The sequence below is a fragment of the Mesorhizobium sp. B1-1-8 genome, from assembly GCF_006442795.2.
Classification (GTDB): Bacteria; Pseudomonadota; Alphaproteobacteria; order Rhizobiales; family Rhizobiaceae; genus Mesorhizobium.
Genome location: NZ_CP083956.1, coordinates 4103381 through 4115937 on the forward strand (window position 1 = coordinate 4103381; position 12557 = coordinate 4115937).

Here is a 12557-nt window from a genome sequence, read left to right on the forward strand (position 1 = left end):
GACCAGTTGAAAGGGATTGGAAAGGAGACAACGTCATGGCCGACGGTTCCGCCCTGCAACCCGCTGCTGCGATCGCTCACAAGAACCGCGCCCGCCAGCCGAACGAGAGCGCCGAGTACCGCAAGGCGCGCGAGGCCCTGTTGATCGAGGAGATCGAACTCAACCGCCACATCGCGCGCGTCGCCGCCCAGCGTCGCGCCTTGCCGCCTGGCGGCGAGGTGAAGGGCGACTATCAGTTCATCGGCGAAGCCAGTAGCGTGGCCGGCGCCAATCCCGTCGGCTTCGAGGAGCTCTTCGGCGATAAGGACACTCTGTTCGTCTACAACTGGATGTATGGCCCCAAGCGCCAGCGCCCTTGCCCCATGTGCACCGCGCTCCTGAGCTGCCTGGACGGCAACGCCGACCACCTCCGCCAGCGAATCGCCCTCGCCATCGTCGGCCTTTCGGCCATCGAGCGGCAGATCGCCTTCAAGGTAGAGCGTGGCTGGAAGAACCTGCCATTCTACGCGGACGTCAACGGGAATTTTAGCCGGGATTACCACGCGATCATGGACGATGGGACCGACACCGCCGCCGAAAACGTCTTCACCCGGCGCGACGGAACCATTCGGCACTTCTGGGGCGCGGAGCTGGGTTTCGAGTCAGCCGATCCGGGCAAAAGACCCGACGACCGAGCCGGACCTGATGATGCTGTGGAACGTGCTGGACTGGACGCCGGGAGGTCGCGGGACCGACTGGTACCCGAAGATCACCTACTAAGCGGTCGAGATGGTTTGCCAGGGGCTTGGAGTAGCGGAAAAGGTGGAGACCTGCCAATCCGCTCACGGCCCGCTCAAGACATTCGCCATGTTGTTATCGAGCGTCTGCAATTGGCGCTCAGTGGCCTTTCCGCGCGTGAGCATTCCGCGCTGTCTGATTAGTCACGATCAGGCCGGCCACTTCCACCGGCAGGCCGGCGGCTTTCCATTCCGGCATGCCGTTCTCCAGCCGGCGCGCGGAATGCCCGAGCGAGCGCAGCGCCGCGACCGCTTCGAAGGACATCACGCACCACGATCCACGGCAATAGGCGACGATTTCACGGCCGACAGCGGCGTCGGCTGACCAGGCCCTGACTTCCCTCAGCGGGACATTGATGGCGCCTGGTACATGGCCGAGCGCGAACTCATCCGCCGGGCGCACATCGATCAGCGTCACCAACCCGTCGCGCATCAGCGCTTGGAGCTCCTCGCGCGTGACCGGCTGCATGTCGTCACGCGCATCGAAATAGCCGCGCACGATGCGGTCGACCTCGGCGAGCTGCCGCTCGGCGACGCCGCTCACGGCGGCGAAGGCGGAGAGCACGCTCTCATCCGCGAGCGCGTAGTAGACGAATTTGCCGTCGCGCTCGGCCGAGACGATGCCGGCGCGGCGAAGCGCCTGCAAATGCTGGGAGATGTTGGCAACAGGCTGGCCGAGCTTGACCGCCAACGCCTCGACGCTGCGCGCGCCTTGCGCGAGATGCTCGATCATTTCCAGGCGCAGCGGATGGCCGAGCGCCTTGGCGACGATCGCGAACTGCTCGTACAGCGCTTGTTTCGGATTGCGGATTGACATCGGCCCTTCAGCGACGCATCGTTATTCAATAGAATAATTGAATGACGATTTCGACCTGCTGTCAAGCCGGAGGCTTGCCCGGCGCAGCCGATCCGTGCGGAGGAAAAGCGATGATTCTCAGGCAGTTCCTGCATACCGATCCGGTCGCCGCCTCCTATCTGTTCGGCTGCGGCGGCGAGGCTTCCGCGGCCGTCGTCGATCCGGTCGGGGATAGCGCGCCCTATATCGAAGCGGCGCGCGCGACGGGCATGCGCATCCTCTATGTTGTCGACACGCATATCCATGCCGACCATATCTCGGCCGGCCGGGCGCTCGCCGAGGCGACCGGCGCCGAATACGTGCTGTTCGAAGGCGCCGAAGCAGGCTTCGCGTTCCGGCGGGTGAAGGACGGCGAGGTGCTGGAACTCGGCAACGTGACGGCGACCGTGATGCATACGCCCGGCCACACGCCGGAGCATTTGAGCCTTCTGGTCACCGACCGGACGCGATCGGCCGAGCCCTGGTTCGTGCTCACCGGACACACGCTGATGGTCGGCGACCTTGGCCGCACCGAGCTTGCTTCAAACGCCGAGGACGGCGCCCGCGCGCTCTATGCCAGCGTGCGCCGGCTGAAGGAGTTGCCCGATCACATCGAGGTGCTGCCGGGCGCCTATTCCGGCTCGGTCTGCGGCCGGTCGCTCAGCGGCAAGCCGACATCGACGATCGGCTTCGAGCGGCGCTTCAACCAGGCCTTCCGCATCGAGGACGAGAACCAGTTCGTCGCCGCCATGACCGCCGACATCCCTCCCCCGCCGCCGGACGCCGCCCGGACCCGGGCCGCGAACGCCGGGACTCGATCTTGAGCGCATCCGCGCCCGCCGTTGCGCTCGGCCTCAAGGCCAACTGGAAGCAGTTTTCGCTTTTGGTGCTGATCAACGCCTTCGTCGGCGGCATGGTAGGCATCGAACGGACCGTCGTGCCGCTGATCGGCGCCGAGGAATTCGGCATCGCCTCGACCACGCTCGTCACCTCCTTCATCGTCAGCTTCGGCGTGGTCAAGGCCTGCGCCAACTTGGTGTCCGGCCAGCTTGCCGACACATGGGGCCGCAAGCGGGTTCTCATCCTCGGATGGCTGTTCGGCCTGCCGGTGCCCTTCATCATCATTGCGGCACCAAGCTGGGGCTGGATCGTCGCCGCCAACGCGCTGCTTGGCATCAACCAGGGGCTCGCCTGGTCGATGACCGTGATCATGAAGGTCGATCTGGTCGGGCCGAAATCACGCGGGCTTGCGGTCGGCCTCAATGAATTCGCCGGCTACCTCGCCGTCGGCGTCACGGCCTTCCTCACCGGCTATCTGGCGAGCCGCTACGGGCTGCGTCCCGTGCCGATCTATCTCGGCGTCGGCTATGCGGTCCTAGGTGCGGCGCTGTCGATCCTGCTCGTGTGTGACACGCGCGAGCATCTGCGGCTGGAACTGGCGAACCATCCGAAAGCAGCTTCGCCGCTGAGCTTCAGCGAGATCTTCATGCTGACCTCGTTCGGCGACCGCAATCTGTTCGCAGCCTCGCAGGCCGGCCTGGTCAACAACCTCAACGACGGCATGAGTTGGGGACTGTTTCCGCTCTTCTTCGCGGCCAATGGGCTGGGGATCGAGCGCATCGGCATCCTCAAGGCCGTGTATCCTGCCGTCTGGGGCATCTTACAGGTGGCGACCGGCCCGTTGAGCGACCGCTGGGGCCGCAAGGGCCTGATCGTCGCCGGCATGTGGGTGCAGGCGGCGGGACTTCTCACCACCGCACTGACGCGCGATTTCGACTGGTGGCTGCTGGCGAGCCTGCTGCTCGGCCTCGGCACTGCGATGGTCTATCCGAGCCTGATCGCGGCGGTGTCGGACGCCTCGCATCCCTCCTGGCGGGCGCGCTCGCTCAGCGTCTACCGTTTCTGGCGCGATCTCGGCTATGCGGTGGGCGCGCTGTCGGCGGGGCTGATCGCCGACTTCTTCGGCTTCGTCGCGGCAATCGCAGCAATCGCGGCGCTGACCTTCCTGTCCGGCGCGATCATAGCGGTGGCGATGCGGGAGACAACGGCCTTAACGCCGGCACGAGGCGACGGCTAGCACGCCTGCAAGGAAACCCGCGTTTACGATATCCGAAGCTTCATGCTGCCAGAGGAGAGCCTGTCAGATACTATGGCGCAGGTGAATTCTCCTCGAGATCGTTCATGAGCAGCACGACACGCATGCCGTGGGTGGACACGGCAAAAGGTCTTTCCATCATCCTGGTGGTGATGATGTATTCCGCTTACAACACCGGTGAATACACTGGCGGCGTCGGCTTCCTGCATTATGTCATCGGCTTCGCGACGCCGTTCCGCATGCCGGAATTCTTCCTGATCTCGGGGCTGTTCCTGTCGCAGGTCATCGACCGGCCGTGGCGGCGCTATATCGACCGGCGCGTCGTCCACTATCTCTATTTCTACGTGCTGTGGGCGATCATCTCGATCGGGCTGAAGATCGGCATCTTCAGCCGCGATCCCAATGGCATGCTGCACGACCTCGCCATGGCCGTCATCCAGCCCTATGGCGTGTTGTGGTTCATCTATATGCTGGCGGTGTTCGGGCTCGTCATCCGCGCGCTGCGCGAGCTTCGCGCGCCGCACTGGATCGTCATCCCGATCGCCGCCGCGCTGCAAATGTGGGCGCCGCAGTCGGCGAGCTACGCGCTCACCCAGTTCGCCGCGTATTTCGTCTTCTTCTATCTCGGCTTCGTCCTGGCGCCGCTGGTGTTCCGGCTCGTCGCATGGACGCAGGAGCGCCCGGCGATAGCTGCTGCCGGCCTGCTCGCCTGGGCGATCGTGAATGGCCTGCTCGTCTATTCGCCGGGCTATGCCATGCAGCCGGTCGGCATGCAGATGGGCCTGGCGGCATGGCCGCCGCTGCATCTGACGCTCGCCGTCGCCGGCGCGGTGGCGCTCTGCGTTCTCGGCGGCTTCCTGTCGAAATTCGCTTCCATGGAATGGCTGCGCTGGCTCGGCGAGCACTCGCTGGTCGTCTATGTCGCCTTCACCATCCCGATGTCGATCGTGCGTGGCGTTGCGCTCTCAAGCGGGCTCGTCACAGACACCGGCACGCTCAGCCTAGTCGTGCTTCTTACCTCGGTGATCAGCCCGGTGATCCTCTATTTCATCGTCAAGCGCATCGGCTTCGGCATGTTCTTGTTCGAGCGGCCGGCCTGGGCGCATATCGACAGGCCGAATGCCGGACAGGTTTCCGGCGTGGCACGGCCGGCGCGCGAGGCGGCCTGAGCGAGGCCGCCTTTCGCTATCTGCGACCAGAGCCCTTGTCCGCCGCGCCATGTCCGGGACGACGGACGGCCTTGATCTTGCCGCTGCTGCCGCCACCGCAGAAAAAGCAGCCGCCACCATCGGATTCCAGTCCCGAGACACCGGAGGGCATCGCCACCTCCTGCAGCACGTCGCCTGTCTCGGGATCAATGCGCAGCAGATCGCCCTCCTCGCCTTCCCAGGTGGCATGCCAGAGCTCGCCGTCAACCCAGGTGACGCCGGTGACGACGCGTTTCGACTCGATGATGCGGATCACCTTGCCGGTTTCAGGATCGATCTGATGGATCTTGTGCGCCCTATATTCGCCGACCCAGAGCGAACCTTCGGCCCAGGCAAGCCCCGAATCGCCGCCATTGCCGGGGGCGGGAATGGTGGCGACGATCTTGCCGGTCTTCGGGTCGACCTTGTGGATGCGGTCCTCAGCGATCTGGTAGAGGTGCTCGCCGTCGAAGGCGGTTCCGGCATGCGAGGCGACATCGATCGACTGCACGATCGCGCCGCTCTCCGGATCAAGCGCCTTCAACTTGTCGCCGGTGGCGAACCAGATATTCTTGCCGTCATAGGTGACACCATTGACGCGCTCGGCGTCCGGAAAGGGTCCATATTCACGCAGGATTTCCGCAGCCGCTCGTTTCATTGTGATCTCCATCGATCTGAACAATCTTGCCTGAACCCTAGTCGCTCGGCAGCGGACCCGGGAGTAACAAGACGGTCGGGAAACCGATCACTGGCGGCATCATCCAGCGACGCGCCCGGCCACGGCCGATTGCCTGCGCCTTGTTTTGCGCCGCAAGATCCTCCAGCGCCCGCTGCACGGTGCGGGCGCTGGCGCCAAGCGCGATCGCCAGCGCCGAGCTCGACCACGACTCGCCGTCGGCAAGAAAAGCAAGCACTGCGCCATGTTCTTCCTCGACCGGCGGCGCCAGGACGACGACCTCGCCGGCGCTGAGCGGCGTCAGCGCAAAACCGGCGGCCGTCGCGTTGATTTCGGCCAGAGCGCCGAGTTCGGCGCGCAGCCGCCCCATCTCCACGCGCAGCCGCGCGCGGTGCGATTCATCGGCGTGCTTTGCCCGGAAGGCGCGACGAAGCAGCGTTTCGCGCGGCGCATCCGCCGGCCAGGCTTCGGCGAGAGCGCGCGCCAGCGCAAACAGCACCGGCCGCGTCGCCAGCGAAACCGCCGCATCGGCCTGGCGCACGACATTGCGGCAGGCATCGATGACCAGCGCGCCGGACGCCAGCAGCGCCTCGACCTCGTCGAGCAGGAGCGGTTTCTCCGCGCCTTGCGCGATGAGCCGCGCGACGGGCGCCTTCAGCACCAGCGACGCGGTCTCGACCTCCGCCTTCAGCGCCGGAATGTTGGCCTCGTAAGCGGCAAGCGATGCGCGACCGAACGCCGAGCGCGCCGCCTTCGTCCTCAGACGCCTGACCGCAATGCCCGCGGCCGCCAGTTCATGCGCGACGCGCGCCACCGGCGGCAACGGCCCCGGATCGAAGCCGGCAAGCAGGCGCTCGGCCTCGTCGAGGCGGCCGATCAGGATCAGCCGGCGCGCCTCGAGGCTGCCGGCATAGGCTGCGTTGATGCGGTCGCCATGTGCCAGCAGCGTCGCCCGCGCCGATCTTAACGCCTTTTCCGGCCAGCCGAGGTCGCGCGAGACCAGCGCGATCTCGGCCTCGGCGACGACGCAGCGCGCGCGGGCGACGGTCTCCCTCAAACTGAAGGCGCGGGCGGCGCTCTTCAGCAGCGCCTTTGCCTTGGCGAAGTCGCCGAGCTGCGCCATCGCAATGCCGCGCAGCGCCAGCGCCGGCGCATCCTCGCGCAAGGCAACGCGCTTCAGGGCGCCGAGCGGATCGCCCGCGGCAAGCGCACGCCCGGCGGCATTGATCAGCGAGTCCATGCAACGCCCGCCTCGAGGCCCGCCGCAGCAAATCGCGTCACACTTGTAACTCTCACCATCGAAGCGTCTGGCCCTATGTCTGTCCTCGTCATCCCCAACCAAACCCAAGAACGGGACAAGAGCAATGACCCAACATATGAAGACACCACCGGTCGTTTCGCAGGAAGCATGGGAAGGCGCGTATGAAGAGATGCTGGTTAAGGAAAAGACCCTGACCCGCGCCCGCGACGCGCTCGCCGCCGAACGCCGCCGCATGCCGTGGATGCTTGTCGAAAAAGACTATGTGTTCGAAGGCCCGAACGGCAAGATGAGCCTGCTCGACCTCTTCGAAGGCCGCCGCCAGCTCATCATCTACCGCGCCTTCTTCGAGCCCGGCGTCTATGGCTGGCCGGAACATGCCTGCCGCGGCTGCTCGCTCGGCGCAGACCAGGTCGGCAATCTCGCCCATCTCAACGCCCGCGACACCACGCTTGCCTACGCCTCGCGCGCCCCACAGGCCGACATCCAGCGGCTGAAGCAGCGGATGGACTGGAAGATGCCCTGGTACACCATCACCGACAGCTGGGATAAGGATTTCGGCGTCGACGAATGGCACGGCCACAACGTCTTCATCCGTGACGGCAAGCGCATCTTCCGCACCTATTTCGTCAACAACCGCGGCGACGAAGCCTTTGGCACTGTCTGGAGCTATCTCGACGTCACGCCGCTCGGCCGCCAGGAGGTGTGGGAGGATTCGCCCGAGGGGTATCCGCAGACCCAGACCTACAAATGGTGGAACTGGCACGACAATTACGAGGAAGGCGCGGCGCCCGATCAGAGATGGGTCGAGGTGTCGGATGCCGGGGAAGCGGCGTTCCGCAACAAGGACGCCTGAGCGTGAAGCGACTCTGGCGGCGCGAGCTGCGCCGCCAGAGCCGATTTTCGGCGCCCCGCGGGCCTAACCACTTTGAAGGTGGATAAGATGAGCACCGACAAAACCTCCCTATCCGCCGCCCCTCGCCCCGCCGGCTTAAGCAGCTTCGGCCTCGCCGACTGGCTATGCCTCGCCGCGGCGCCGACCTTCGCGATCATGGCGCTGCTGACGGCCGCCTATGGCGGTCAGGACATGATGTGCATGTCCGGCCATGAAGCCTCGATGCTGAGCGGCATGGTGCCGATGTATCTGCTGATGGCCGCTTTCCACCTCGCGCCCTGGCTGCGGCTGGCAACCCGCCGGGCGTGAGATTTCGTACCGACTGCAACTCGAGCGATCTCGGCAGAGCGCCGTCTTTGTCCCTCTTACAGGGCCCCGTGCTATATTATCGCAGTGACCCTGCCCGCCGCATCGAGGCGACAACCGACCTGCGCCTGCCGGACCTCGATGCCACCTTTTCTCGCGTAATCTACTCGCACGGTGATCGGCGCCGTCAGTCCACCCCGACGTGGACGCAAGGAGCCTGCGCTTACCGCATGGACGCTGATGGCGCCAAGCGGCGTCGCAGCGGCCATGATCGCCGCGCGGCAGGCCCGCACGACCGCAACTGGCGTACCGGGCTTCGCTTTCAGTGCTCCCAGAGATCCAAAGGGATACCCCATGGTTAAATCACCGGCTCTGGAAGGCCTGAGGACGGATGGCAGGGTGATCGATTGCCTGGCGGTCTTGCCATGGGCTGGTGCAGTGGTGACTGCAGCCGGACTATCGGGCGCGGTAGCCGATCCGTCTTCGGCGGACGGATCGTCGCCCACGCCGATACCTGTCGAAACGCTTCCGCTCGTGCTACCGACGGTGCTGCCGGCACTGACGCCGGTGTTACCTGCGCCGACCGAGGCTCCAACGTTTGCTCCGCCCACGCCGTCGACGCTCGTACCCGCCCCCACGGATACGCCTTGCGAACCGGCACTCACGCCAGCACCGATCCCGAGGCCGCCGACTTTGCCGCCTAGACCCGCCTCCAGTGCCGAGGCAGGCCCGATTGCGACCCCGATCGTCAGCGCGGCTATGATGTATTTTTTCATTATTTCCCCCTTGCGGCATACATTTCGCTCGCTGTCTTCACTGACGCGGGTCGAGGCCTTTCGGCGGTCGCGTTGGGAGCAATGCTTCGGGAAGAGCGATGGTCGTCAGCAAAACACGTTGCGGTGATCTTTGAACCTTCACTTTCTGTTTTTCCGGCGAGCCCGGTTTACGGGCTGGCCGGACGCCCGAACGCGATGATGCATTTGCAAGTCCACGCTCGGGGGCATGCGCCTTCGGCGCGCTCTCCACAGCCGCAGCGCGGCGCTGATCCTTGGCGATTTCGATCGTCTCACGCGCGGCACTCAGACTGCGAGCCAAGCCGGTAGCCCTTTCACGCTCCTGGTCGAGCTCCGCTCTCAATGCTATCGAGTTCTGCTTCAAGGCATCGCGCTCCTTGCGAACGATGTCGAGGTCATGCGCAGCTCGCTCGCGTTCTAGTTCGAATGTTTCTCCGGCCTGCTTTGAAGCGGCCTCGGCCGCCTGTCGGTCCTTTACGGCTTTGGCCTGCTCGACCGCGGCCAGATTTGCGCTTGTCTTAAGAGCATCGATCGTTTGGCGAGCCCTGGCGAGTTCCTGTTCCAGGAGCTCAACCTTCCGGCGCTCGTCATCAAGCGCCCGCGTCGCAGAAGCCGGAGGGACTTCCACCGAAGGATGCGCTTCAGGCGTGGCGCCTTTCTCGCTGTCCCAGAGACTGGTTGCCGCCTTGAGATTTTCGATGACACGCTGCGCGGTCTCCAGACTATGCGCGAGCGCTTCGTCTGTTCGCTGCTGCGCTTCCAGGGCCTGTGCCTGCCTGGCCAGCTCCGCTCGTGCGGCGGCCAATTCGCGGCGCAAGGCGTCCTCATCCTCGGCAGGCGGCGTTTGCTTGAGAGCCTGCGCTTCAGCGGCCACTAGATCGGGTTTGTTGGATTCGAGCGCGCCGGGTTGCGCTTTGTCCGGTTCTTTCTCGATACCGGTGTGGTCCGGAACCGACAAGCCGTCGTCCGCGGCAACCGCTGACGCCCCGGGCGCCAACTGACTGTTTGCCGGAGATGCCAACAGCAGAATGAGGATTGCCGGAACGAGGGACAGCATGGCGTCACAGCCCGCGCCACGTATCTGCTGAAATAAAATTAAAGGCAGTCGCCTAACAAGGATGAAGTCACAGCGGAGACATTTTGACATGGCACTCTGCGCTTCATCCATCACTGAAACTCACTGACCACGGCACTTTACCGCTATTTATTCTCCACTTGATGCACACCGCGCCATTTGAAGCTTAGCTCCTGCTTCCTGCTTTTCGTCATTCGAACGAACGAAACTTCGTTCATTTGCTGAGGGGTTGGTCCGAAATTCCGAAACCTGCGCCGCTCATTGCCGCATACAAACTGCTCCGTCTGGCCGCTCCAAGGCTTCCCAGGATACCGCCGGCTGGACAAGGTGCGGCCTGATTCTCTCCTTGATCTATGCGGCCGTGTTATCAGCTCGGTTTCCGCTGAGCCTTTCGATCACGAATATAATTTCGGAAGCAGTTCTGCATTTCTTTGAAGGACCTGAAGCCGAGGTACGGAGCGAGGCGAGATAAGGTCGTCGTTGACACGTTGCAGCGGCGCGCGATCGAGACAGAATTCTCGAAGGCGACGTAGTCCGGCTCTGCAAACATCACGCGGGCGACAGTTTCCAACTTAGTTGGAAGTATAAGCTCCCGCTTGGCAATCAGCATTTTGAGTTCGTCGAGCGTTGGCACGCTGGTGTTACGAACTTCGACTTGTCCGGCACCCGCTCGTGATGAAATGGGTAGCCCCAAAGGCATTGTTTCACCGTTTGGCTGCTTGCATGAAGCTGTCGAACTCGGCGTCCCCAATTGGAACTGTGTGCTCGTAACCAGGATACTTGCCGGAATCCACGTCTGCCTTGTACTCCCTAAAGGCCGCCACACGCTCGTCCTGTATCTTCTGCAGCTCAGGGCCAAGGTTTCGGTAGACCTTTCCATGTCGCGGCTTGTGGTTCTTGCCGTAGCCGCAGACATCTTCGGTGAAGAGATATTGCGCATCGGCATTTTTGCCGGCGCCCATGCCAAGCATGACGAGCGATGAGTTTTCCGTCAGGAATTTCGCCACCCGGTCGGGCACGACTTCCAATTCCGCCCCAAAGACACCGATCTCCTCAAGCTTCTTTGTATGCCGCCACAAGCGCATCGCTTCGCCCGCCGTCTTGCCGACCGCGCGCCAGCCCGTCCAGGTAATGTAGGAAGGGACCAGGCCGATATGACCAACGACAGGGAGGTGGTTGTCGCAAAGCGCCTTCTGGATGTCATATGAGGCGGCACAGTAGAAGGCGTCACCGCCGATGCCGGCAAAGTGGAAGGCGGCACGCAGATAGTCTTCCGCCGTGGCGAGCGGCCGACCGGCAAAACTGCCCCAGCCGCCGTAAGGCAGACCGACCTGCACGAAACAGTTGCCGGCGGCATCCCGCATGTCCTGGTCGAAATACCGGCCTTCGATCGAAAGCATGTGGATGCCCGCCGCGGCAGCGGCGGCGGCTTCGTCGGGCGTGCTGACGAAGAGCATGGATATCTTCTGTCCGTTCCGCTTCATCTTTCGGATGTCCTCGACATGAGGACGGTTGTGATACATGCCCATGGTCAGCCTCCGCCGCAGTTCATTTTTTAGATTGTGAAAGCCCGCCGGAAGGCGTCCAGCGCCGCTTCCGAATCGTTCTGGGCAAAGGCTTCCAGACCCACCGGCCCGCGATATCCCATGTCGAACAGGGCTCTCGCGATGTAGGGCCAGTTCATCTCGCCCGTTCCCGGCTGGCAGCGACCCGGATTGTCGGCGACCTGCACCTCGCCGATGAAAGGCAGGCACTTCTGACACCAGCGCACGATGTCGCCCTCGCCGATCTGCGTGTGATAGAGGTCGAGGTTGATCCGCAGTTGGGGTCTGTTAATCGACGACACCAAAGCCAGCACCGATGCCGTCGAGCCGAATGGGCAGCCGGGGTGGTCGAGCAGGTTCAGATTTTCGAGCGTGAAGACGACATCTTCGGCCTCCGCCATGTCGCAGATGCGGTTCAGCGTATCGCGCGCCTTCAGCCACATCGGGCCTGTCTCGACCTCGGCCTTGACGATGGGAATGCCGCCCTCGCCGAGCCCGGTCCCGTGCAGATTCAACCGGGCAACGCCGAGACGCTTCCCGACCTTTGCGGTTTCGGAAGCCGACCTCAAGAGAATGTCGGCGCCCTCATCGTCGGCAAGCCGCCCTTCGAGATAGCCGTTCATGATGGTGAAGGTCGCGCCCGTCTTCTCGATCGCCGCGAGATCATGGTCGGGCCAATTCCATAATCCGACGCCGAAACCCATCTCGTGCAGACATGCGATGCGCCAAGCCATCGGGCGGTCAAGCCAGAGCATCTCGGCGCAGGCGGCCAGTTGGAACGGTTGGCCCATGACGGCTCAAACCTCGATCATGACGCGGCCGTTCTCGACCTTTGTCTTGTAAGTCCTCAGGTTCTCGCAGGCCGGTGGCGTCTCTACTTCGCCGGTCGTGAAGTTGAAGACGGAAGCGTGCTTGGGGCACTCCACCGTGTTGCCCATGACGAGACCGTCGGCAAGGTGGATCGACTCGTGTGTGCAAAGTCCATCGGTGCAGTAATATTCATCCGCGTCGTTGCGGAAGATCGCGAAGGTGCGGCCGCCATTCTCGAAGCGTTTGGCCTCTTCGGCTTCGATCTCATCGGCGGCACAAGCGTCGACCCAGGGCATTCAATATCTC

13 protein-coding genes and 1 pseudogene are annotated in these 12557 nt (G+C 63.7%); 6 read left to right on the plus strand and 8 right to left on the minus strand.

Annotated features, from left to right (window positions below):
* Positions 1-35: 35 nt before the first annotated feature.
* Positions 36-759 (plus strand): annotated as a pseudogene (locus FJ974_RS20000) (DUF899 family protein).
* Positions 760-876: 117 nt separating this feature from the next.
* On the opposite strand, the gene FJ974_RS20005 reads toward FJ974_RS20000, so the two are convergent.
* Entirely contained in the window at positions 877-1593 is a 717-nt protein-coding gene (locus tag FJ974_RS20005; RefSeq protein WP_140537784.1) for an ArsR/SmtB family transcription factor, read from the minus strand.
* A 110-nt stretch (positions 1594-1703) separates the two neighbouring features.
* On the opposite strand from FJ974_RS20005, the gene FJ974_RS20010 reads away from it, so the two are divergent.
* From FJ974_RS20010 to FJ974_RS20020, 3 genes are all read left to right on the plus strand, one after another.
* A complete protein-coding gene (locus tag FJ974_RS20010) occupies positions 1704-2435 on the plus strand; it encodes an MBL fold metallo-hydrolase (RefSeq protein ID WP_140537783.1) in 732 nt (243 codons plus the stop codon).
* A complete protein-coding gene (locus tag FJ974_RS20015) occupies positions 2432-3688 on the plus strand; it encodes an MFS transporter (protein ID WP_226891304.1) in 1257 nt (418 codons plus the stop codon). Before FJ974_RS20010 ends, FJ974_RS20015 begins: the two co-directional genes overlap by 4 nt.
* A gap of 104 nt (positions 3689-3792) precedes the next feature.
* Complete coding sequence (locus FJ974_RS20020) at positions 3793-4875, plus strand: acyltransferase family protein (protein ID WP_140537779.1); 1083 nt, start codon at positions 3793-3795, stop codon at positions 4873-4875.
* Between the two features lie 16 nt (positions 4876-4891).
* On the opposite strand, the gene FJ974_RS20025 is transcribed toward FJ974_RS20020, so the two are convergent.
* Both FJ974_RS20025 and FJ974_RS20030 read right to left on the minus strand, forming a co-directional pair.
* Positions 4892-5551: a PQQ-binding-like beta-propeller repeat protein gene (locus tag FJ974_RS20025; RefSeq protein WP_140537778.1), complete on the minus strand. Its 660-nt coding sequence runs from the start codon at positions 5549-5551 to the stop codon at positions 4892-4894.
* A 37-nt stretch (positions 5552-5588) separates the two neighbouring features.
* Positions 5589-6809 carry a helix-turn-helix domain-containing protein gene (locus FJ974_RS20030; RefSeq protein ID WP_140537776.1) on the minus strand — a complete coding sequence of 407 codons (1221 nt, stop codon included), beginning with the start codon at positions 6807-6809 and terminating at the stop codon, positions 5589-5591.
* Between the two features lie 124 nt (positions 6810-6933).
* Between FJ974_RS20030 and FJ974_RS20035 the strand changes: the two genes are divergently transcribed.
* Positions 6934-7683 (plus strand): DUF899 domain-containing protein, encoded by a 750-nt coding sequence (locus FJ974_RS20035; protein WP_140537775.1) that lies wholly within the window; start codon positions 6934-6936, stop codon positions 7681-7683.
* An 87-nt stretch (positions 7684-7770) separates the two neighbouring features.
* Positions 7771-8031, plus strand: a complete 261-nt coding sequence (locus FJ974_RS20040) for a hypothetical protein (protein ID WP_226891305.1) — start codon at positions 7771-7773, stop codon at positions 8029-8031.
* Positions 8032-8102: 71 nt separating this feature from the next.
* Here FJ974_RS20040 and FJ974_RS20045 read toward each other — a convergent pair whose 3' ends face one another.
* From FJ974_RS20045 to FJ974_RS20065, 5 genes are all read right to left on the minus strand, one after another.
* Complete coding sequence (locus FJ974_RS20045; RefSeq protein WP_140537773.1) at positions 8103-8804, minus strand: hypothetical protein; 702 nt, start codon at positions 8802-8804, stop codon at positions 8103-8105.
* 37 nt (positions 8805-8841) lie between these two features.
* Complete coding sequence (locus FJ974_RS20050) at positions 8842-9990, minus strand: hypothetical protein (RefSeq protein WP_140537772.1); 1149 nt, start codon at positions 9988-9990, stop codon at positions 8842-8844.
* Between the two features lie 611 nt (positions 9991-10601).
* On the minus strand, positions 10602-11354 hold the full coding sequence (locus FJ974_RS20055; protein WP_226891306.1) for a 3-methyl-2-oxobutanoate hydroxymethyltransferase: 753 nt from the start codon (positions 11352-11354) through the stop codon (positions 10602-10604).
* 98 nt (positions 11355-11452) lie between these two features.
* The gene (locus FJ974_RS20060; RefSeq protein WP_140537767.1) at positions 11453-12232 is read right to left on the minus strand and encodes a TIM barrel protein; all 780 of its coding nucleotides are present in this window, start codon (positions 12230-12232) and stop codon (positions 11453-11455) included.
* A gap of 6 nt (positions 12233-12238) precedes the next feature.
* Positions 12239-12547 (minus strand): MocE family 2Fe-2S type ferredoxin, encoded by a 309-nt coding sequence (locus tag FJ974_RS20065; RefSeq protein ID WP_140537761.1) that lies wholly within the window; start codon positions 12545-12547, stop codon positions 12239-12241.
* Positions 12548-12557 lie beyond the last annotated feature (10 nt).